The 22,110-nt window shown below is 62.8% G+C and carries 19 protein-coding genes and 1 tRNA gene; 3 read left to right on the forward strand and 17 right to left on the reverse strand.

The genetic code is table 11. The features are described 5' to 3' along the window. Position 1: 1 nt before the first annotated feature. From ACI48D_RS23580 to ACI48D_RS23650, 15 genes are all read right to left on the reverse strand, one after another. A complete protein-coding gene (locus tag ACI48D_RS23580) occupies positions 2-1,213 on the reverse strand; it encodes a glycosyltransferase family 4 protein (RefSeq protein ID WP_435573675.1) in 1,212 nt (403 codons plus the stop codon). Then, a complete protein-coding gene (locus ACI48D_RS23585; RefSeq protein WP_435573676.1) occupies positions 1,210-2,727 on the reverse strand; it encodes an oligosaccharide flippase family protein in 1,518 nt (505 codons plus the stop codon). The genes ACI48D_RS23580 and ACI48D_RS23585 overlap by 4 nt, the downstream gene beginning before the upstream one ends. Before the next feature lie 12 nt (positions 2,728-2,739). After that, entirely contained in the window at positions 2,740-4,212 is a 1,473-nt protein-coding gene (locus tag ACI48D_RS23590) for an O-antigen ligase family protein (RefSeq protein WP_435573677.1), read from the reverse strand. A gap of 9 nt (positions 4,213-4,221) precedes the next feature. Beyond that, a complete protein-coding gene (gene epsI, locus ACI48D_RS23595) occupies positions 4,222-4,926 on the reverse strand; it encodes an exosortase-associated protein EpsI, B-type (protein WP_435573678.1) in 705 nt (234 codons plus the stop codon). Beyond that, positions 4,923-5,828, reverse strand: a complete 906-nt coding sequence (gene xrtB / locus ACI48D_RS23600) for an exosortase B (RefSeq protein WP_435573679.1) — start codon at positions 5,826-5,828, stop codon at positions 4,923-4,925. The genes epsI and xrtB overlap by 4 nt, the downstream gene beginning before the upstream one ends. Position 5,829: 1 nt before the next feature. Beyond that, the gene (gene epsG / locus ACI48D_RS23605) at positions 5,830-6,699 is read right to left on the reverse strand and encodes a chain length determinant protein tyrosine kinase EpsG (RefSeq protein ID WP_047823270.1); all 870 of its coding nucleotides are present in this window, start codon (positions 6,697-6,699) and stop codon (positions 5,830-5,832) included. Between the two features lie 13 nt (positions 6,700-6,712). Further along, positions 6,713-8,122, reverse strand: coding sequence for a chain length determinant protein EpsF (gene epsF / locus ACI48D_RS23610; RefSeq protein ID WP_435573680.1), 1,410 nt, complete (start codon positions 8,120-8,122; stop codon positions 6,713-6,715). Between the two features lie 224 nt (positions 8,123-8,346). Then, on the reverse strand, positions 8,347-9,135 hold the full coding sequence (epsE, locus tag ACI48D_RS23615; protein ID WP_435573681.1) for a polysaccharide export protein EpsE: 789 nt from the start codon (positions 9,133-9,135) through the stop codon (positions 8,347-8,349). Between the two features lie 34 nt (positions 9,136-9,169). Then, positions 9,170-10,222, reverse strand: coding sequence for an EpsD family peptidyl-prolyl cis-trans isomerase (locus tag ACI48D_RS23620; RefSeq protein WP_435573682.1), 1,053 nt, complete (start codon positions 10,220-10,222; stop codon positions 9,170-9,172). A 145-nt stretch (positions 10,223-10,367) separates the two neighbouring features. Then, a complete protein-coding gene (gene fcl, locus ACI48D_RS23625; RefSeq protein WP_435573683.1) occupies positions 10,368-11,348 on the reverse strand; it encodes a GDP-L-fucose synthase in 981 nt (326 codons plus the stop codon). Between the two features lie 3 nt (positions 11,349-11,351). Continuing rightward, positions 11,352-12,467: a GDP-mannose 4,6-dehydratase gene (gene gmd, locus ACI48D_RS23630; protein ID WP_435573684.1), complete on the reverse strand. Its 1,116-nt coding sequence runs from the start codon at positions 12,465-12,467 to the stop codon at positions 11,352-11,354. Between the two features lie 173 nt (positions 12,468-12,640). Next, positions 12,641-14,020: an undecaprenyl-phosphate glucose phosphotransferase gene (locus tag ACI48D_RS23635; protein ID WP_435573685.1), complete on the reverse strand. Its 1,380-nt coding sequence runs from the start codon at positions 14,018-14,020 to the stop codon at positions 12,641-12,643. Positions 14,021-14,042: 22 nt separating this feature from the next. Beyond that, on the reverse strand, positions 14,043-15,239 hold the full coding sequence (gene epsL, locus ACI48D_RS23640) for an XrtB/PEP-CTERM-associated polysaccharide biosynthesis outer membrane protein EpsL (protein WP_435573686.1): 1,197 nt from the start codon (positions 15,237-15,239) through the stop codon (positions 14,043-14,045). A 38-nt stretch (positions 15,240-15,277) separates the two neighbouring features. Further along, positions 15,278-16,018 carry a CAAX prenyl protease-related protein gene (locus ACI48D_RS23645; RefSeq protein WP_435573687.1) on the reverse strand — a complete coding sequence of 247 codons (741 nt, stop codon included), beginning with the start codon at positions 16,016-16,018 and terminating at the stop codon, positions 15,278-15,280. A 47-nt stretch (positions 16,019-16,065) separates the two neighbouring features. Beyond that, the gene (locus ACI48D_RS23650) at positions 16,066-17,994 is read right to left on the reverse strand and encodes an ATP-binding cassette domain-containing protein (protein ID WP_435573688.1); all 1,929 of its coding nucleotides are present in this window, start codon (positions 17,992-17,994) and stop codon (positions 16,066-16,068) included. Between the two features lie 213 nt (positions 17,995-18,207). Between ACI48D_RS23650 and ACI48D_RS23655 the strand changes: the two genes are divergently transcribed. Further along, positions 18,208-18,282: transfer RNA gene (locus ACI48D_RS23655), tRNA-Arg, on the forward strand. A 67-nt stretch (positions 18,283-18,349) separates the two neighbouring features. On the opposite strand, the gene ACI48D_RS23660 is transcribed toward ACI48D_RS23655, so the two are convergent. Next, entirely contained in the window at positions 18,350-18,559 is a 210-nt protein-coding gene (locus tag ACI48D_RS23660; protein WP_435573689.1) for a hypothetical protein, read from the reverse strand. A 127-nt stretch (positions 18,560-18,686) separates the two neighbouring features. Beyond that, complete coding sequence (locus tag ACI48D_RS23665; RefSeq protein WP_435573690.1) at positions 18,687-19,355, reverse strand: LuxR C-terminal-related transcriptional regulator; 669 nt, start codon at positions 19,353-19,355, stop codon at positions 18,687-18,689. A 643-nt stretch (positions 19,356-19,998) separates the two neighbouring features. On the opposite strand from ACI48D_RS23665, the gene gmd (ACI48D_RS23670) reads away from it, so the two are divergent. Together gmd (ACI48D_RS23670) and fcl (ACI48D_RS23675) are read left to right on the forward strand one after the other, a co-directional pair. Further along, positions 19,999-21,114, forward strand: coding sequence for a GDP-mannose 4,6-dehydratase (gmd, locus tag ACI48D_RS23670; protein ID WP_435573691.1), 1,116 nt, complete (start codon positions 19,999-20,001; stop codon positions 21,112-21,114). Positions 21,115-21,117: 3 nt separating this feature from the next. Beyond that, on the forward strand, positions 21,118-22,074 hold the full coding sequence (fcl, locus tag ACI48D_RS23675) for a GDP-L-fucose synthase (protein ID WP_435573692.1): 957 nt from the start codon (positions 21,118-21,120) through the stop codon (positions 22,072-22,074). Positions 22,075-22,110 lie beyond the last annotated feature (36 nt).

Genomic DNA, 22,110 nt, shown 5'->3' on the forward strand with positions numbered 1-22,110 from the left:
ATTATTCTGCATAGAAGTCCAGTATGCGGGGAATGGCGCTCGACACGTCCATCGGGAAGGAAGCCGGGAGCGGCACCGTCACTGGCGCACGTCCCAGCAGCTCGACCAGCCGCTCGACCAGCCGCGGCATGGTTTCGGCCAGCCGCAGCTGGCCATCGTAGTATTGGTAGGCCGCCAGCTCCGGCGTGCCGCCGCGCGCCAGCGCCAGGCACTGCTTGCCCAGCGCCAGCGCTTCCAGCACCGTGGTGGAACAGGCTTCCTCGCAGACCGACGGCACGACCAGCACGTGGCTGCGCGCCGACTGGCGGATCACCTCGTCGTACGGCTGCCAGCCGAGGAAGCGCACCTGCGGGCCGGCGTATTTCGCCTCGAGCGTTGGCCGCAGCGGGCCGTCGCCGATGATGGTCACGCGCGCATGCGGCGGCAGCCAGCCCTGGACCTGGGCCAGGAATTCGCCGAAGCCCTTGCCGGAATCGATGCGCCCGACCAGCATCACCTCCCCCGCGCGTACCTCGTGCGGCGCCGCCGCATGCTCGCGCAGGTGGGAATAGCGGATGAAGTTGTGGATCACGCGCGCGCGCGACAGGTCGGCATCCGGCACGGCGCGCAGGAAAGCGCGGCGCAGGAAGTCGGACACGAACACCGTCTTGTGGCGCGCGAAGGACTCGGCCGTCTCCGAACGGTAGCGCCGCACCGCGAGACCGGACACCGTGCGGCGCAACCCGTTCGGCGCCGGATGGATGCAGGCCGCGCAGTCGCGCACGTCGCGCGTCTCGCACACGTGCTCCTGCTTGAAGCGCAGGTGGATCACGCATTCGCTGCCCTGGTCGTGGCGGCTCTGGACGAAATTCACGCCCTCGGGCACATAGCGTCCCGCCATCGGCAGGTGGCCGTGGTAATGCACCACGTCGTACTTGCCGGCCACGCGCAGGAGGGCGCGCGCCACCCGGCGCGCGAACCAGGGACGCTTGAGCGGGTTGAAAAAGCCGAGCTGGGATTCCTTCCAGCCGGGGCGCTCGAAGCCGAAGCCGGGCAGCAGGCGCCCGCGAAAGCCGATCTCGGAGGCGCTGTCCGCATGGAAGCGGTCGCTGCGCCCCATGATGTCGACCTCGTGCCCCTGCTCCAGTAAAGCGTTCGACAGTGTGACCACATGCTTGCCAAGGCCGCCGATCTGCGTGCCCGGCAAATCCTCGGAAACCATCAGGATCTTCAAACCGTTTTCCTCATCGACAATAGACCTTTTACACGCGTCCAGGCCAGGTCCTTGTCGTCCTTCTCGATCACGAACAGCATGCCCCAGGCGAACAGCAGCGCCATCGTCAGCAGCACCAGCAGGATCAGGTCGAGCGGCCCGCCGTCGAACAGGCGGTTGCCCGCGGCAGCAAGCAGCGCGACCAGGCCGACCCCGAACACGCTGGGCAGGTAGGCCTGGCGCGCCAGGTCGCCGAGCCGTGCCGGCACCGTGCGGCCATGCACGGCGGCCAGGAAGGCGCAGGTCAGCAGCACCGATGCGATCAAGTGGCCCCAGGCCGCCCCGGCGATGCCCCAGCCGTCCACGCCCAGGTAGACCACGACCAGGCCGAACGCCGCCCGCGCCAGCGCGAACATGCCGGAAAAGCGCGGATGGCCCATGCCGTCGTTCACCAGGGACGGCAGGCTGGTGAGCGAATCGATGAACTGCGACAGCGCCATCACCGCCAGTACCACCTGGCCGGCGCGCGCGAATTGCGGGTTCATCCAGTAATACAGGATCTGGTAGGAGAACACGGCCACCAGCACCAGCACCGAGGCATTGATGAACACGACATAGCGGCTGGCCTTCAGGTACAGCGTGCGCAGGCGCTCCATTTCGCCGCGCGCGGCCAGCGCGCTGGCGGCCGGGAACAGCACGCCGGACAAGCGGTAGGTCAGGCTCAGGATGCGGTTCGCCAGGGTCGAGGCGACCGTGAAGTAGGCCAGCCCGGTCACGCCGACCAGGGCGCCGATGATCAGCTTGTCCGCATACGCATACGAGAGCGTGGCGAAGCGGGAGAGAAAAGAATAGGCGGAAAAGCCCAGCAGCTCGCGCCGGATTGCCGCGCCCGGCTTGCGCCAGGCAAGGTCCGGCAGCAGGCGCCGGATGCAGCGCCACAGCACCGCGCAGTTGACGGCACTGGTCAGCACCCGCAGCAGGATCACTTCGAACAGGCCGTAGCCCAGCATCAGCACGGCCACCGTCAGCAGCGGCACGCCGGTCCCGAACACCATCTCGATGCGACTGGCGATGTCGTAGCGCATCAGCGATTGCGGAATGCTGTTCAGGTAGCTCTGCAGCTGGCCGAGGAAGAAGCCGAGCGCCGCCAGCTTGAGCGTGGCGACGGCCTCCCCCACCAGGGCCGACGGCACCGAGAACACCCGGGTCACGAAGAAGTGGGCGCCGAAGAACAGGCCCAGGCCGCCCAGCACGCCGAGCAGCGCGTACACGGACAGGCCAAAGAACACGGTCTCGTTAATGCGGTCGCGGTCCTGGTGGGCATTGAACTCGGCGATGTACTTGACCGAGCCGGCGGTGACGTTGATGTCGATGACCGCGAAATAGCCGACGATGGCGGTGACCAGCGAATACACGCCGTAGCTGGCGTCGCCGAGCCCCTTGACCACCAGCGGCACGGTGCCCAGCGCCACCAGCGCCGGGATCACGGCGCCGAGCAGGTTCGAGAAGGCATTGCGGAGCAGGCTGAGAGTCATCTTGGGCTGCGCTCAGACGGAGGCATGCGCCGGCACCAGGTTGACGTGGCCGCGCTTCCTCTCCAGTTCCGCCTGGACGGCCGAGCGCTCGCGGCTCACTGCCATCGCCACGTAAGGCAGGGCCAGGCAGATCGCCAGCATCTGGGTCGTCCGCACTTGCGGGAACGGCGTGCCGACCAGCAGGTCGGGCAGCATGAAGGCCAGCCCGGCGGCACCCGCGGTCGCCAGGCCCAGCAGCTCGGGCGGCACGGTGCGCAGGGCCCGGCGCGTGAAGGCGCAGAAGGCCCAGATCGTCCCGCCCAGCAGGATCAGGCCCGGCAGGCCGGCCTTCAAAGCGATGTGCAGCACCCCGCTGTGCAGGAACAGGCCGCCGTCCTGGCCGGCCTGCCAGGAAATCTGCTCGTAGCCCGCGTAGCGTCCCCAGGTGCCGATACCGGTCAGCGGATGCGAGAAGAAATCGGCCAGCGCGAATTTCAGCTCCATCACCCGTTCGCTCTCGCTGCCGAAGCGCTTCGACTGCATGTCGAAGAATAGGCTGGACAGGCCGTGGCCGGCGCCCTTGGTCTGGCCCAGGCGCCGGAAGGCCGCGACCAGCAGGCCGGCGCCGACCACCGGCGTGCCCAGCACCATCAGCTGGATGCGACGCTGCATCGGGAAGCGCATCATGACGATCAGGCCGGCCAGCACGAAGCCGATCCAGGCGCTGCGGCGGTAGGACAGCACCACGCAGATCGCGGTCGCGCCCAGCGTCGCCCATTCGACCAGGCGCCAGAACGACGAGCGCTGGGTCTTCACGATCTGGAACAGGTTGACGGCGGCAATCGCGAAGGCGATCGTGCACAGCAGGCTGTCGTTGATGTCGAAGAAGGTCAGCTTGATCTTGATCGCGTTCATGTTGGCGTACACATTGTTCGGGTCGCCCTTGAATACGGCCCAGCGCACCAGGCCGAACATCGCCCGGCCCAGGCCGGCCAGCATGATGAAGCGCGACAGCTCGACCGCGTCTTCGCGGGTGCGGAAGGACAGCACCAGCAGCGAGACCAGCGGCGCCATCCAGACGATGTTCGAGAAGCCGGACACGGCCACGATATCGGCCAGCTTGACGTCCATGAACAGGCCGGCCGCCACGTGGGCGAGCAGCAACACGAACCAGCCCAGGAACCAGGGCCGCAGGTTGCACGGCGGGGCCGGCTGGCGCTGGAAGGTGGACGACACGCGGGCGCAGGCCCAGAACGCGAACATCATCCAGAACAGCAGCGGGAACAGCAGCACGCCCGAGCCGCGGGTGTAGATGCCGGGCGTGCCCATGGTTGCCAGCGAGCCGTAGTTGGTCGAGTTCTTGAGGAAGAACACCAGCAGGTAGCCGTAGGCCAGGTAGCGCGGCCGCACCATCCCGACGCCGGCCGCGGCCACCGCCAGCACGCACAGCAGCGCGACGACGATGAAGGGCAGCGAGGAATAGACGTAAAGAATCAGGGTATCCATCGAAGCGCCTTATCCGTGCTTGGTGGCCGCGCCCATCAGCCGGGCTCGCGCCTGCGGATCGACGGCGTCGAGCATCTGGTTGACGAAGCGGTCCTGGACCTTGTAGGCATTGCCCTCGTCCGCCTCGATGGTGGAGACGCGCACCAGCATGCCGTCCGGGATCCGGCCCGACAGGCCGTACACGAAGCGCTGCATCTTCTGGTCGAGGCCCGACATCACGGCCTTGTCGCCGATCGTGACCCAGTAGGTGATCGGCTCGTTGCGCGCGTTCTGGCGCGCCACCAGGCGCTTGACCGGGACATTGCCGAAACCGGTCGCCAGCTCGTCGCGGCGGTCCTTGACCATGTCGAAGCCCTGGGCCACGTAGCACACCTCGGGCAGATGCAACTGCAGCTGCTTGCTCTGGTCGCCGCCGTAGGCGATCGACAGCATCACGCGCTGTCCCTGGGCATTCACGTAGGTGCGCGACAGGGTCTGGTCGTAGAGCGCGGCGATCAGCTCCTTCTGGGTCGGGTCGGGCGTCAGCGGCACCACGCTGGTGTCGACGGTCCAGCCGGCGAAGCTGGTCGGGATCATCGCCTCCAGGTTGAAATTGGCGCGCGCGTCGGCGACCTTCTGGGTCGGCGTCAGGGCGCCGGTCAGGGCCGTGGTGCCGGCCATCGCCACGCCCAGCACCACGCTCGCGACGAATCGGCGGTCGAGCTTCGGCTTCATGCGGCCTCCTTGGTGCGCAGCGGCATGCCGGCCGCTTCCCTGCGCCGGATATACCACTGCAGGGCCGTGTCGATCGACAGGATCAGCGTCAGCGCGGTGACGAACAGCACCATGCCGGCAAAGCCGTGCAGGAAGCCCTGCCCCGCCGCATCGCCGTAGTAATAGGTGATCAGGGTCAGCACGATCACGCGGATCACGTTGGCCGAGAACGAGATCGGGACGATGAACAGGGCCAGGCCGATGTTGCGGAAGGCCGAGGGGTGGCGCATCAGGTTCAGGTAGAACAGGCCCAGCGCTTCCAGGGTCAGCAGGGTCTGCAGGCCGGCGCAGGCGTCCGCCACCAGCAGCTGGTACTGGCCGATCTGCAGGATCACGCCGGAGCGGCTGATCGGGTAGCCGAAGGCAAACAGGACGTGCTCGGTGGCCCAGGATACGGCCATCTTCATCGGCATCGTCACCGCGGCCACGAATTCGCTGGGCAGCGGCACCATGAAGATCATGAAGAAGAAGGGAAACCACAGCACGCGCAGGGAACGTCCGCCGCGCTTGACCAGCAGTACCGCCATCATCACCAGGATGATCGACAGGACTTCCAGCATCAGGATCTTTTGGGAGCGGCCCAGCATGTGCGCCAGCAGACCGACGACCAGGATGGGCCAGCCGGCCCAGTGGCTGCGCGGCGGCGTGGTCGCCTCCAGCATCTCGGGCCACTTGCGGTAGATCAGCCACAGCGCCAGGCCGAAGATGATCGGGCCGTGACCCTGCTCTTCGCCGACCCAGGGGCCGGTGAACAGGTCGTAGAAGGTCGGTACGAACAGCACGGCCAGGCCGGCCAGGATTGGCCACCATTCCGGCAGCGCAGCGCGGAAAGAGCGCATCGTACGAATGGCCAGCGTGTTCATCTTAAAACTCCATCACCACCGAACCGAGGATCTCGCAGCCGGCGTCGACCAGGTGCTCGGCGGTGCGGCCGATGTGCGAAATGCGGGTGTAGTTCTTGCGCGTGACCAGCAGCGCGCCGCCGGCACGGCTGGCGACCGCGATCGCGTCGACCCCGGCCTGGAACGGCGGCACGTCGTACAGCACGACGTCGTAGCGGCTCTCGAGCATGGTGTTCAGGTTGCGGAAGCCTTCGCGTGCCAGCAGTTCCTGCGGATTCGGGGGCAGCGTCCCGGACGGCATCACTGACAGGTCGACGAAGGCCGGCACGCGCGCGATCACGTCGAGGTCGGCGCGCCCGGCCAGCAGGTCGGACAGGCCCTGGCGCGGCTTGATCGCGAACGCATCCTGCTGGCGCGGTGCGCGCAGGTTGGCGTCCACCAGCAGGGTCTGTTCGCCGAGCTGGGAGAACACGATCGCCAGGTTGGCCGCGAACAGCGCGGCGCCGTCGTCCTGGTCGACGCCGACGATCGCCAGGGCACGGCGTCCGCGCGCGAACCAGCGCAGCATCAGCTGGCTGCGGATCGCGCGCAGCGATTCGACCTGGGGCGAGAACGGTTCGTAGGCGGCGATCAGCTTGGGCGACAGGCCGGCCTGCCCTTTCTGCAGGTAGGGATAGGAGAACTGGCGCGCCAGCACCTGCTGGATGTCGTCCTCGCTTACCAGGCCGAGGCGTACGGCCGCTTCGCCGAAGCGGATCCCGGTTTCCTTCTGCATGCGCAGCACGCGTTCGGCATCTTCCGGATTGAGTTTGCCGGAATCGAGCAGGAGCGCGCCCATGCTCATTTCGGCGGCGTGGTCGGCGGGAACGGCGGATAGCATCGGAGAATTCATGGTAAGTCCTCGATTAGTTCAGGCGCAGCAGGCGGCGCGGCGTCATCAGGGAGCGGATGCCGCCCACGCGGCCACGCGCCGGTTTCCATTCGATGGTGCCGAGCACCGGGATGCCCAGCATGTCCTTGACGTCGGACGGCGAGCGCACCGGACGGTTCAGCAGTTCCAGCAGCAGGGCCAGGCCGACGCCGAGCACGGTACCGGCCAGGATGCCGATCAGGGTATTCAGCAGCACGCGCGGGCCGGACGGCTGGGTCGGCGCCACGGCCGGGTTCAGTAGCGAGATGTCGGACTGCTCGGACTGCGCTTCGATGCGGGTCTGCGAGAAACGCTGCGAGGCGGCGTCGAAGGCGCGCTGGGCGCTGTCGAGATCCTTCAGCAGCACGCCGAGCTCGTCGCGGGCGCGGTTCAGCTCCAGCACCTTGGCTTTTTGCTGGGCCACGGCCTCGCGCAGTTCGGATTCGCGCTGGCGCATCACCTGGGCATTCGCGCCGACGCTGCGCGAGACGGTGCCGAGGGCAGCGTTCAGCTCGCCACGCACCTTGCTCAGCTCGGCCTGGGCGGCCAGGTACTGCGGGTGGTTCTTGCCGTAGCGCTGCGAGGTATCGGCAAACTTGCCTTCGGCGGTGGCCAGGTTGGCGCGCATCTGCTGGATCAGGGCATTGTTGGCGACGTCCGGCGAGCTCAGGGCCGAGCCGGCGGCGGCCTGGCGCGAATTGCCTTCCATCGCGGCGCTCTGGGCGGCGACCAGCTGTGCCGACAGCTCATTCAGGCGCTGCAGCTCGACGTCGACGCGGTTGTTGTCGAGGCTGACGATGCCCTTTTCCTGCTGGTATTTCGAGAGGCGCGCCTGGGCCGCTTCCACGTTGTCGCGCAGCTGCTTGGTCTGTTCATTGAAATACGACGACGCCTTCTTGGCCGGCTCGGTCTTGAGCTGGACGGTGATCTTCTGGTACTCGTCGGCGAAGGCGTTGGCGACCGCCGCGGCGAAGGCCGGGTCGGCGCCCTTGAAGCTGATCTCGACCACCGAGGATTCGCGCGACGGTACGATCTCGAGCTTCTTCAACAGCAGGTCGGCCAGCCAGTCGCGGACGCTACCGCGCCCTTCGTTGGCCTCGTTGAACTGCTGGATGACGGCCGGGCTGCTGGCCAGGTGCAGCGCATCGACCACCCGCAGCGCGACGTTCTTGCTGCTGATGATGTCGATCTGGGTGGCCATGTAGCCCGGCAACAACTGGCCCGGCATGGTCAGGCCGGTCAGCGGGTCCACACCCTTGTAGTTCAACAGAACTGAGGCCGTCGCCTTGTAAGTCTTGCTCTGGATTAAGCTCCAACCCAGGGCCAGCGCGACCGTCACCAGCAGGGTCGACAGGATGATCTTCTTTCGAGCAAGCAAGATCAGCAGGAATTGATGGACGTTCATGTTGAACCTTTTTTCAAAACGGGTGGAACAAAAAACCAGCTAAGCAATTACTAAAAAATTCGAAACCAAACGAATAGCAAGCACACCCACCAGCGTATCGGGACCTCGAGAAACCGTAGCGAGCAGGGCTCAGTTCTGGCCGAGAAGCGCAACCGTACTCAAGTACGGTGAGCATCGCAGGCCGGAAATGGGCCCGCGCAGTAGGTTTATCGAGGTTCCCCCAATCAGAACCAGGACTCTTTTACCGTGATGACGTCATCGACTTGCACCAGATCGTCGTTCTTCACGTCGATCGTATGGGCGACGCCATTGGCATCCTTGCGGGTGACGCGCAGGCCGCGCTGGGTACCGCGCGGGGTCAGGCCGCCGCCGGCCGACAGGGCCTGCTGCACGGTCATCGCGCGCTCGATGCGGAACGGACCCGGACGCTGCACTTCGCCGGTGATGTAGGCGCGCGGTGCCCGCTCGACGAAGATGATGTCGCCGCCGGCCACTTCGTAGTCACGGTTCAGTTCGCCCTTGCGCACCATGTCGACGATGTCGATGGTTTCGCGGGTGGTGGTGCCGTTACGGGTACGTACCAGGCTGACCAAGTCGCTTCCTTCCGGGTTGACGCCGCCGGCAAGGGCCAGCAGATCGAGCACCTTGCGCTTGCCTTCGATCGGGTAGCGGCCCGGGCGGTTGACCTGGCCCAGCACCGACACCTGCTGGCTGGCCAGCGTGGTGATCAGGAGGTTGACCTGAGCCTTCTTCAGGTAGCCGCCCTTCTCGAGCAGGCCGCCGATCTTCTTCTCGGCCTGCTGCGTGGTCAGGCCGCCGACCTGCACTTCACCCAGCAGCGGGAAGGTCATGCTGCCGGCTTCGGAGACGCGGGTCTCGGTGGCCAAGTCGGGGCTGCCGTAGACCGATGCCCTGACCACGTCGCCCGGCCCCAGCACCACCTCGGCGGCGCTGGTAAAGCCGGCGGCGAGCGCCAGGGTTGCTGCGATCATCCAATGTACGAGTCGTTTCATTTTGGTTCCCTCTTTTTTATCAATGTTGAACGTGTCACTTCAGTCCGGCGACGCCACGGTCGAGCGCAGCCTTGTCGGTGCTATTGCCGCGGTCCGGCGTAGCGGCAGCAGGCGTCGCGCCCGGCGCCGGGGTCGCACCCGCACCGGCGGCATTCGGCGTACCCGCCACGGCACTGGCCGGAGCATCGCCGGCCGGCGTCGCGGACTTCGGATCGGGCATCATCGATTTGTTCAGGTACTCGATCTTGGCGGTGGAGCGCAGGCGTTGCAGCTCGGCCGACCCCATTTCCTTGTTTTTCTGGTTCACCAGGAACTGCTCGATCTGCGGGGCGGCGACGGCCAAGGTCACCGGTGCATCCTTGACTTCGTTCACAGCGATGAACATCGCACGCGGACCTTCCTTGACCACGAACAACTGGCCTTTCGGCATGCCGAGCAGCTTGGTCGACAGCTCCCGCGGCACGTCGGCGGTGCTGCGGCTGATCTGGGTGCGGCCATACTTGATCTTGTGCGCGTCCAGCCAGACTGCGACCTCTTCCAGCGACTTGGCGCCGTCGGCCGCGCTGCGTACTTCAGGCGTGAGGTCGTTGGTAGCGATCACGATTTCGCTCATGTTGAACTGCTTGCGGTTCGAAAAGAATTCGGGATGCTTGTTGAAGTAATCTTCCACCTCCGCCGCCGTGGGCTTGGCCGTGTTGCCGATCCGCTTCTGCAGATAAGCCTGGGCGATGATCAGCGACTTGGCGCGGTCGATCGCCTGCATGACCTTCGGATCGCGGTCCAGGTTTTCCTTGGCCGCCGCCTCCTGCAGCAGCTGGCGGTCGATCAGGACCTGCAGCAACTGCTTGCTGGCGGTGTCCTGCTGGGCTGCCGTGACGCCGGCACGCTGCAGTTCTTCATTCAGCTGCAGCACGGTGACTTCTTCGCCGTTGACGCTCGCGAGCGCCTGCCCCGGTTTCTTTTCCTTCGCCTTGTCGCCGCATGCGCTCAAGGTTGCCGCAACCAGGATCAGCGCGGCGCACAGCACGCGCTTCGGAGTAGAGGGAGCAGATGTCGTTTTCATGGCAGCCAGGTGGTATGTGTTCAAGATAGTTTCCTTGAGGTTGGTGGAACTCTTTTTATAACGAAAGGTCTTACTGTGCAGTCTGCTACTGATGCATTCTGGATGCCGCACGCTTGGGGTTCTGTACGTCGCCTAACACTCAGCCGTATCCTTGCCTGCGGCGCCCGCTTCAGGCCGCAGCCCGGTTCTCTTCCGCCTCCATCAATTCGACGAAGGCAGCATAGGCTTGCTGCAAGCCTTCCGGCAGCGGAGTACTGGCCTGCCAGCCGAGCTGCCTCAGCTTCGACACGTCCAGCAGCTTGCGCGGCGTGCCGTCCGGCTTGCTGGTGTCGAAGCCGATCCGCCCGCGGTAGCCGACGGTCTCGCCGACCAGGCGCGCCAGCTCGGCGATGGTGACGTCCTCGCCGGTGCCGACGTTGATGTGCGAATGCATCGGGTCGGTGTACCGGGAATACGTATCGTGGTCGAGGTTCATCACGTGGACGCACGCGGCCGCCATGTCGTCGACGTACAGGAACTCGCGCATCGGCTTGCCGCTGCCCCAGATCACGACTTCCGGCGCATTGGCCAGCTTGGCTTCGTGGAAGCGCCGCATCAGGGCCGGAATCACGTGGCTGTTTTCCGGGTGATAGTTGTCGCCAGGACCGTAGAGATTGGTCGGCATCACGCTGCGGTAGTCGGTGCCGTACTGCCGGTTGTAGCTTTCGCACAGCTTGATGCCGGCGATCTTGGCCATGGCGTAGGGCTCGTTGGTCGGCTCCAGCATGCCGCTCATCAGGTACTCTTCCTTGATCGGCTGCGGCGCCATGCGCGGATAGATGCAGGACGATCCCAGGAACAGCAGCTTCTGCACGCCGTTGCTCCAGGCTTCATGCACGACGTTGGCTTGCACCATCATGTTGTCGTAGATGAAGTCGGCCGGATAGGTATTGTTGGCGTGGATGCCGCCCACCTTGGCAGCGGCCAGGTAGACCTGGTCGATGCGCTCGGCGCGGAAGAATTCGCGCACCTGGGCCTGGTCCGTCAGTTCCAGGTCCTTGTGGCTGCGGGTGACGATGTTGGTATGGCCGTGGGCGCGCAGGGCGCGCACGATGGCCGAGCCGACCAGGCCGTTATGGCCGGCGACGTAGATGCGAGGCTGAGTATTCAACGTTCACTCCATTGAAATTGCAACGTTGTAACCATGCGATGCCAGCAGTTTGTGGCGGCGCGCCGTGTCCAGGTCGCTCGCCACCATTTCCTGCACCATCGCTTCGAAAGTGGTGCGGGGCTCCCAGCCGAGGCGCTCGCGCGCCTTGCCCGGGTCTCCCAGCAGCGTCTCGACCTCCGTCGGGCGGAAGTATTGGGGATCGATCGCGACGATCGGCTGCCCTACCGCAACTCCCGGGGCCTTGTCCCCGGTAATCGAAGCGATCACGCCGCGCTCGTTCACGCCCTCCCCCTGCCAGGCGATCTCGATGCCCAGTTCGCGCGCGGCCAGCTCGACGAAGCTGCGTACCGAATACTGGCGCCCGGTGGCGATCACGTAGTCTTCCGGCTTGTCCTGCTGCAGCATCAGCCACTGCATCTCGACGTAGTCGCGCGCATGGCCCCAGTCGCGCAGGGCGTCCATGTTGCCGAGGAAGAGCTGCTGCTCCAGTCCCTGGGCGATGTTGGCCAGGCCGCGCGTGATCTTGCGCGTCACGAAGGTCTCGCCGCGGCGCGGGGATTCGTGGTTGAACAGGATGCCGTTGCAGGCATACATGCCGTAGGCTTCGCGGTAGTTGACCGTGATCCAGTAGGCATACAGCTTGGCGACCGCGTACGGGCTGCGCGGATAGAAAGGCGTGGTTTCGCGCTGCGGCGTTTCCTGCACCAGGCCGTACAGCTCGGAGGTCGAGGCCTGGTAGAAACGGGTCTTCTTTTCCAGGCCCAGGAAGCGGATCGCTTCCAGCAGGCGCAGGGTGCCGATGCCGTCGACGTCGGCCGTGTATTCCGGCGATTCGAAGGAGACCGCCACGTGGCTCATCGCGCCCAGGTTGTAGACCTCGTCCGGCTTGACTTCGCACATGATGCGGTTCAGGTTCGAAGTATCCGACAGGTCGCCGTAGTGCAGGAAGAAGTTCTTGTTCTCGACGTGGGGATCCTGATAGATGTGGTCGATGCGCTCGGTATTGAACAGCGAAGCGCGCCGCTTGATCCCGTGTACCTCATAGCCTTTCGAGAGCAGCAGTTCGGCAAGATACGAGCCGTCCTGTCCGGTCACTCCTGTGATCAGCGCTTTTTTCATGTTCTTGCTTGCCTTCCAGGTAGCAGACCGCAGATGGGCCGCTCCTCAAAATATTGCAATCTCATCAATTATTCTACGCAGCCCAACCGGTCTCGCAAGCGCCGATCCGATTGAATCCGCCCCTTTAAGTCATCTCTAAGTAGAAATCGCGATTTCGTCGATGACTGTTCCCTTCAAAAAGCATTCTCGCGGGTCAGCACCACCTTGACGGTCCTGAGCACGATCCACAGGTCGAGCCAGACCGACCAGTTGCGCAGGTAGTCGAGGTCGTACTGGATACGCGCTTCCATCTTGTCCAGCGTGGCGGTTTCACCACGCAGGCCGTTGACCTGCGCCCAGCCGGTAATGCCCGGCTTTACCTTGTGGCGCAGCATGTAGCCCTTGATCAGCTTGCGGTATTGCTCGTTGTGCGCGACCGCATGCGGGCGCGGACCGACAATGCTCATGCGTCCCTGAAGCACGTTGATGAACTGCGGCAACTCGTCCAGCGAGGTGCGGCGCAGGAAGCCGCCGATCTTCGTCACGCGGCCGTCGTTGCGCTGCGCCTGCTGCACGGCGGCGCCGTTTTCCATCACGGTCATCGAACGGAACTTGTAGACAATGATCTCCTCGCCATACAGGCCGTAGCGGCGCTGGCGGAAGATCGCCGGGCCCGGCGAACTCAGCTTCACGGCGATGGCGACCACCAGCATCAGCGGCGCCAGCAGCAGCAGGATCAGCGACGCCAGCACGATGTCGGAAGCGCGCTTGATGGTGCTGTTCAGGCCCATGAACGGGGTCTCGCAGATCGCGATCACCGGCATGCCGCCGACGTTGTCGAAGCGCGCCTGCATCAGGTCGAAGATGTAGACGTCGGGCAGGAAATAGACCGAGGCCGTGGTGTCCTGCAATTCGTCGATCAGCTTGCGGATGCGTGGCTGGGCCGAGATCGGCTGGCTGATGAAGATCATCTTGATGCCGTGCTCGCGCACGTACTGCACCAGTTCGCTGGTCTTGCCCAGCACCGGGTGGTGCATGCCGGCCGGGTGGCGGTCGTCGGCGCGGTCGTCGAAGAAGCCGCGCACCGCCATGAACAGGTTCGGGTGACGCTCGACCACGCTGGCGAACTTCAGCCCGACGTCGTTGGCGCCGACCACCACCACCGAGCGCACTTCCTTGCTTCGGCCCGGCGCGTTGGCGAGGCGCGCCGCGATGTGGCTGGTCAGCAGGATCGCCGGGGTGGCGATCGCCCAGGTCAGCAACACGCGCTCGTCATAGTAATACTTCAGGCCGCTCGACGAGCCGAGGAACCACAGCACGGCGAGCGTCACGGCCCAGCCGAACACGGTGTCACGTCCGTAGGCCCACATGCGCCCGCTGCGCCAGGTACGGTAGGGGTCGATGTGCTGGTACACGGCCGAGGAGATGAAGAAGGCCAAGATCATCAGCACTAGCATGTAGCCCGAGAACGGTTCGTGGAACAGCAAGGCGGACAGGTACAGCGTTCCCATGATGATCAGGGGATCGAGCACCCGCTGGAAAAACGATATCAGTGGTATGTCATTGACCGTCATAAGAACCTGAAAAACACTGCACTCAGAACTGGGCGTTGGCCGTCAGCGTCATGCTGTTCGACTTGAAGCTGCCCGTTCCGAGGGTCACGGAGCCGCTGCGCTCCTGGTGCGCGACTCCGGCCTGCACCTGGATCGTCGGGCGCGGCTGCCAGGTCACGCGCATGGTGGCGGTGCGGATCGAATCGCGCAGGCTGTCGGCACCCGTAAATTCCTGGCGCGCGCTGTAGTTGCGGCGCTCGTAGATGGCGTCCGCGTTGACCTTGATCTTGGCGGTGGCGTCCCATTGTGCGCCGATGCTGGCACCCTTGTTCAGCGTGTAGCTGACCAGGGTGCTCTCGATCGGGGCGAAGTCGCGCCAGACCGAGGCCGTATAGGTCATCTTGCCGCGCGGCTGGTAGGTCGCATTGATCTTGCCGGCCGCGCCGCTGGTCGCCCCCCCGAACGAGGGCTGGTCGCGGCGCGTGTAGCCGACCAGCGCATCGAGGGTGGTCGAGCCGGTGGCGAGCCATTTCACGCGCGCCTTCAGCTCATCCTGGGTGAAGCTGTCGTTGAAGGTGAACGGGCCGACCGGGCGCGGGAACGGATACTGGCCCTTCACGTGGCGCGCCACCAGGCCGACCGTGCTGCCGCTGCGCGGCAGGTAGTCGAGCTCGAGTTCGGTAGCGTCCTCGGTGCGGTTGTTGTAGCGGTTGCTGAGGGCCTCGTAGGTGTACTTGTCGCGCTGGAAGCCGGTGCGCACCTGCCACGACGAATGGAAACGCCAGGTGCCTTCCGCGTAGCTGCTGCGGCTGCGGCGCAGGTTGCGCTCGGTGCTGCTGAAATCGGTGTACGGGGCCAGCACCTGCTGCAGCGAGGTGCCGATCTTGCCTTGGAGGTGATTGCCCAGTTGCCAGGCCCAGTTCGCCTGCATGTCCTTGCCGTCGTAGTCGAGTTGCTTGAAGCGGTCGAAGTTGGTCTTTGACAGCTTGGCGACGAGTGTGATGCGCTGGCGGCTATATTCCTTGTCGAAGATCAAACCACCCTCACGCGTCCACCACGAATCGCCGCGCGCATTGTCGAACCCTGGCTGGTTCTCGGGGATGCGCAGCAGGTTATCGTCGTGGCCGTAGGCAACGCCGCCATACACGTGTAACGCATCGTTCGGACCGGCGCCGGCCGGGATGGCGGCAAAGGCGGAGAGGAGCAGCAGGGCAAGGGGACGCAGGCGGGAATTCAACATGATTGTTTGTCTTCTTAAAGTTAAACGCGCTGACGGATTTACCAGTACGACCAGTTGCCGGTCCGGACCACCCAGATTCCCAGCAGGCCATTGGTGACGGCATGCGCGAGGACCGGCGACCACAGTGTGCGGTGGCGCATGTACAGCAAACTGTACGCCGCGCCCGCGACGATGCCGGCCAGCCACAGGTTATGCTCGAAGCCGAACAGCAGGACAGTGATGATGAAGCTTTTAAGACCGAGTTGAGATGGCTCAACCGACTCGAAATCGGCGGCGTCGATCCAGCGCATCAGGAAGGAACGCCAGAATAATTCTTCCATCACGGGCACGACCAGGGCCGCGCCGGCGATGCGGATCGCCACCAGCAGCCAGTCGATCTGGCCCTGGCTGCGCGGGTCGAAGCCGGAAGGCTTACCGAAGATCATCCAGCCGGCGTCGAGGCTGATCCACAGGAGCAGCACCAGCACGCCGGTGGCGAGCGCGGCCAGGACCGCGGCGGGGGAAACACAGAAACGCCTGAGCCCGGCGAACCGAAGCTCGGAATACTGGCGCCAGAACGTCGCCAGCAGCAAGACGACGACGGCGATCTTGGCGGGATAGAGCCACAGCAGCGTGGAGGCGGCGGCGCCCAGGCGTTCGAAGACGTCACCGACGACGATGAAGAACAGGTAGGCAGCAAAAGGCAGTATGCGCACCCAGGCCGCACGGTTGAACATTGGCGCATCGGCCGAAATCGTCGCCGCGGCGGGTGAAGCGATGCGATCGTCATGTTCAGTCATGTTTCTCCATCAGCAGGCCCCTGGCCTGCGCTATCTAGCGAGCCATGCTACTCGCCCCGGACGCGCGCCTCGAGGCGCTCCCAGCGTTCCAGGGCATCAAGCAGCAAGTCCTCGATCTCCGCGAAGCGTGCATTGATCCTGCGCGCATCGGCGGGATTGGTCTTGTAAAAGTCTGGCGCGTTCAGCTGGGCCGTGATCGCCGACTGCTCGTCTTCAAGGCTGGCAATGAGCCGAGGGAGTTCCTCCAGCTCTCGCTGTTCCTTGTAGCTCAACTTTACCTTCTTGCCAGAGTCGTTCTGTGCGCTGGATGACATATCGGTCGTTTTAGGCGGGCTCGTCTTCGCGGCAGTAGACGGCGGCGCCGCCGGCGCCCTGGCAGCCTCGCTTTTCACGCGCTCCCAGTCGCTGTAGCCGCCGACGTATTCGCGCCACATCCCCTGCCCTTCGGAAACGATCACCTCGGTCACGACGTTGTCGAGGAAGGTACGGTCGTGGCTGACCAGGAACACGGTACCGCTGTATTCGGCCAGCAGTTCTTCCAGCAGTTCCAGCGTATCGATGTCGAGGTCGTTGGTCGGTTCGTCCAGCACCAGGCAGTTGGCCGGCTTGGCGAACAGGCGCGCCAGCAGCAGGCGGTTGCGCTCGCCGCCGGACAGCGACTTGACCGGCGAACGGGCGCGCTCGGGCGCGAACAGGAAGTCGCCCAGGTAGCTCATCACGTGCTTGCGCTGGCCGTTGACCTCGACCCAGTCGCTGCCCGGCGAGATCGTGTCGGCCAGCGAGGCTTCCTCATTCAGCTGCGCACGCATCTGGTCGAAGTAGGCGACGTTGAGTTTCGTGCCGAGCTTGACGCGGCCAGCGTCGGCCGTCTCTTCGCCGAGGATGATCTTGAGCAAGGTCGTCTTGCCGGCGCCGTTCGGGCCGATCAGGCCGACCTTGTCGCCACGCAGCACGATGCCGGTGAAGTCCTCGATGATCACCTTGTCGCCATAGCGCTTGGAGACATTTTCCAGTTCCGCCACGATCTTGCCGGAACGCTCGCCGCTGCCGACGTCGAGCCTGACCTGGCCCTGCTGGTCGCGACGCGCGGCGCGCTCCAGGCGCAAGGATTCCAGCCGGCGCACGCGGCCTTCGTCGCGGGTACGGCGCGCCTGCACGCCCTTGCGGATCCAGACTTCTTCCTGGGCCAGCACCTTGTCGAATTTGGCGTTCTCGATTTCCTCGATCGCCAGCAACTCCTTCTTGCGTTCCTGGTACTTACTGAAGTTGCCTGGGAAGGACAGCAGGCGACCACGGTCGAGCTCGATGATGCGGGTGGCGACGTTGTCGAGGAAGCGGCGGTCGTGGGTGATGAACAGGACCGAGCCGCGGAATTCGCGCAGCAGGCCTTCCAGCCACTGGATCGAGGTGAAATCGAGGTGGTTGGTCGGCTCGTCCAGCAGCAGAACGTCCGGAGCGGACACCAGCGCTACCGCCAGCGCGACCCGCTTCTGCATCCCGCCCGACAGCGTGCCCATCTGTGCGTTGCCGTTCAGGCCGAGGCGGTCCAGCGTGGTCTCGACCTTGTTGTCGACGCTCCAGGCATCGGTCGCATCGAGCTTGACCTGCAACTCGTGCATGCGCTCCATGACCGCGTCGTCATTGCCTTGCCCAAACTGCCCGGTCAGCGACTCGTACTCGGCCAGCATCGCCTTCTGCTCGCCCATGCCGCCGGCGACGGCGTCGAACACCGTCATGGCCGGATCGAACACCGGCTCCTGCTCGACGTAGGCGATCTTGATGCCCTGCTGCATGACCAGCAGGCCATCGTCGAGCTTCGAGCGGCCGGAGATAATTTTCAGCAGCGAGGACTTGCCGGTGCCGTTGCGGCCGATGAGCCCGACGCGCTCGCCGGCTTCGATGGAAAAATCAGCATGGTCGAGCAGCGCCACGTGGCCGAAAGCCAGTTGCGCGGAGGAAAGGGAAATGACAGCCATGATTGTGTGCGTGCCCGTCGCCGATGCGGCGTGCGGGTGAGTAAACTGTGAAGGAAAGGCGCATTGTACCGACTGCGAGGGCCGCACTTCCAATATTGTCCTCATCATCAGCTATAATTGCGGTCGGTTCACGATCCCGGCCTGCCCTGCAGGGTCCGCTCGCCGAACTGCAGGCTTGTCCTGCGCCGCCCTGCCCCGGCAGTGGCTAGCGTCCTCCCCGTAGCACAATGGATAGTGCACATGCCTCCTAAGCGTGGGATACTGGTTCGATTCCAGTCGGGGGGACCAACTTCCCGCCATGACGCCTTGCTCCCTGCCGTAAGGCCTGCTCATCCGTTCGGTGCGCGCCTTCGCTTCAGGAGCGTGACGCCTGCATCATTCTCTTGATGGCTGCGCGCATCACTTCCGTTGAGCTGTCCCGGGTCTTTCGTGGCGATCGCTGTGCGATGAATACCAGGAGGTAAAGCGACTGGGTGAGAAAATAGCGCTCGCGAATTAAATGTGGATCAGGATAAACGCCTGTGACAATGTCGTCGATGAGCTCTGTTACCGGATTCGATTCCATATCCGCCTTTTCGCCATACCTCCACGGCGCCAGTCTCAATCGCACGGTGGCCTGCAATTCAACATGCTCATACCTTAGCGACTTGCACCGGCAAAAGATATTTCCCCGGATTACCTCGGATTGACTGCTATTCGCTTCGTCCCTTCCGATTGCTATGGTCGACAAAGAGATCGAATAAATTGTTCTTCATGGCGTAGACCACGAGTTCAGAATTGGAATTGATTGCCAGCTTTTCCATGATGTTTGCCTTATGGGCGCTCACGGTCTTCGAACTGATCCTCAATTCATCCCCGATCGTCGATATCTTCCTTCCAATCGCCACCCTCTTGAGTATTTCAATCTCCCGCTGGGTCAGGCGAGAGAACGAATTCACTGCACCGAATGATTTGAGACTGGTAGCCATCAACATCGCCATCTCCCGGCTGACATAAATCCTTCCAGCCGATACCACACTTACGGCTTCGAGCAAATGCTCTTTCGGACAGCTTCGCGTTAATATTCCGCGTGCGCCGCTTTTCAATGCCGCTTGTACGTCGTCAATGCTTTTACCTTGCGCAATCATAACCATGGGCAGCGATGCCCGTTCACGGATCGCTCGCGCCGTTTCCTCGTCGTGGCCATGAGCAAGTGGCTCTGCGACAATAACCACTCTGTTTCTCTCTTCATCGTCAGTCCCCAGGATTTCCTGCATGGACGTCGCCTCGCCACACACCCTGAGATGCTTTTGGGATTCGATGATGGCCTTTATTCCCTCACGGAACAGGAACAAACTACTCGCAACTACGACGTTTATCATTTTCTCTTTCTGATACAAACCCATTCCTTACCGGACATTACGACTGTGCACGCAATCCTCAGGCAAAGAGGCACAGCTCCCGTATCGGAACGAGGGTGCAACAGCGTCTCTTGATTATGTCCTGTCGGTGGGCAAGACGCATTCCCGCGCGTCACCAACAGTCCCCAAACGGCCTCTACCGAAAATCCACATTAAACCGTTCGCCTTTTTTTTTCAATACCATTTTATTTTTCACCACATTGCAGTCTTGGCCAAATTTCCGAATAAATATTGAACAATTGCCGCGTGAAAAGTGTAGGCAATTCTTATAGTCAAGCATATTTGTTTTGAAATGTTTACCACCGCTTCTGAAGACAGGATTAATACTACCAAGAAACACCTTCGCAGCTACCCCACCGGGAAAATATGGATGAGTATTCAAAGACAAAAGAAAATTCTCTTTAATACAACAGTTTAAGCGAGCTCATTTACTACTGATCTAGATCAAACTCACCTCCCTCCTCCGATATAACTTTGGAACATTAATTCCGAGCCATTGATACGGCCACATATCTACACTCGGCATTAAGGCGTTTTCGATTACTCATCAATTCACCGGAACCATAATTTGCAATGATTCAATAATTATTAACATAGGCAAAATATGAAAAAAGCGTTGATTACCGGAATAACCGGCCAGGATGGGTCCTATCTCGCGGAATTCCTGCTCAAAAAAGGGTACGAAGTACATGGGATCAAACGGCGCTCCTCCGTCGCGAACACCCAAAGGATCGACCATATTGGCCAGGGCTTTCGTCCCAGCGACTTTGCCATTCACACCTACTTCGGCGATCTCAGCGATGGACCTAACCTCATCCGTATCGTCAACGAAGTGGAACCCGATGAAATCTACAATCTGGGCGCCATGAGCCATGTCGCCGTATCGTTCGATTCACCCGAATATACGGCCGACGTCGACGGTCTGGGAACCTTGCGTCTGCTCGAAGCGATCCGGCTGCTGGGAATGGAAAACAAAACGCGCTTCTATCAAGCATCGACGTCGGAGCTGTATGGGCTCGTGCAAGAGGTTCCCCAGCGGGAAAGCACCCCCTTCTATCCTCGCAGTCCTTATGCCGTCGCCAAGCTCTACGCCTACTGGATCACCGTCAACTACCGTGAAGCCTATGGGATGTATGCCTGTAACGGCATCCTGTTCAACCATGAGTCACCCAGGCGGGGCGAGACGTTTGTCACCCGCAAGATCACCCGTGCCCTGTCGAATATTGCGCAAGGGATCGAGAATATTTGTTTCTTAGGAAACCTGGACGCACTTCGTGACTGGGGCCATGCACGCGATTATGTCGAGATGCAATGGCTCATGCTCCAACAGGACAAGCCAGATGATTTCGTCATCGCAACCGGACGCCAATATTCGGTGCGCCAATTCGTCGAGGCCGCCGCTTCAGAACTCGGCATGCAAATCGCATGGGAAGGCGGCGGCGTGACGGAACGCGGCGTGATCGCCAGGATCGATGGCGACAAGTGCCCGGGAGTGCGGGTGGGCCAGACGATCGTTGCCGTCGACCCGCAGTATTTCCGTCCTACAGAGGTGGAAACCCTGCTTGGCGACCCGACCAAAGCGCATGAGTGCCTGGGCTGGCGGCCGCGCACGAGCTTCGACGACATGGTCAGGGAAATGGTTTTTCACGACCTGGAAACGGCGCGGCGCTCCAGGCTGCTCAAGTCCCATGAACACGAAAAAGACTTCTTCAGGGAGTAAGCCATGAATAATGTACAGGAACGCATCTTCGTGGCGGGACATCAAGGCTTGGTTGGCTCGGCCATTACGCGAGCCCTGCGTGCCCGGGGATACCCGAATATCGTCATGCGTAGCCACGCCGAACTTGACTTGACCGACCAGGCACAGGTACGCGCGTTCTTCGAAAACGAACAAGTCGACCAGGTCTACCTTGCGGCGGCAAAAGTCGGGGGTATTCACGCGAACAATACTTATCCCGCGGAGTTTATCTATAACAATATGATGGTGCAGGCCAACGTGGTGCATGAGGCATGGCGAGCCGGTGTCAAAAAACTGCTCTTTCTCGGCTCGTCATGCATTTATCCAAGAATGGCCGAGCAACCCATCCGCGAAGATTACCTGATGGGCGGCGCCCTCGAGCCCACCAACGAGCCCTATGCCATGGCCAAGATCGCCGGAATCAAATTGTGCGAAAGCTACAATCGGCAGTACAAAACGGATTACCGCAGCGTCATGCCGACCAATCTATATGGCCCTGGCGACAATTACCATCCACATAACAGCCATGTCATTCCTGCGCTGATGAGGCGTTTTCATGAGGCGAAACTGGCACGCCACGACCGGGTCGTGATCTGGGGCAGCGGGAAGCCGATGCGTGAATTCCTGTATGTCGATGATATGGCGGCGGCAAGCGTGCATATCATGGAGCTGGACCATGCCACGTATTGCCGGCACACGGCTCCGATGCAATCGCATATCAACGTCGGGACCGGAGAGGATATCCCCATCCACATGCTGGCCAGGCTGGTCGGCGATACGGTCGGCTACAGGGGCCGCATCGAATTCGACCCGACCAAGCCGGACGGCACGCCGCGCAAACTGCTCGACGTCTCGAAGCTGAAGGCGCTGGGCTGGGCTGCAGCGACGCCGCTGGACAAAGGCTTAGAACTGACCTACCAGGCTTTCCTGAATACGCAATAAACGGGCCTGCGGGCATGCATCGCTCCGGCGACACGT

Source organism: Massilia sp. LXY-6 (assembly GCF_051233485.1).
Classification (GTDB): Bacteria; Pseudomonadota; Gammaproteobacteria; order Burkholderiales; family Burkholderiaceae_D; genus Telluria.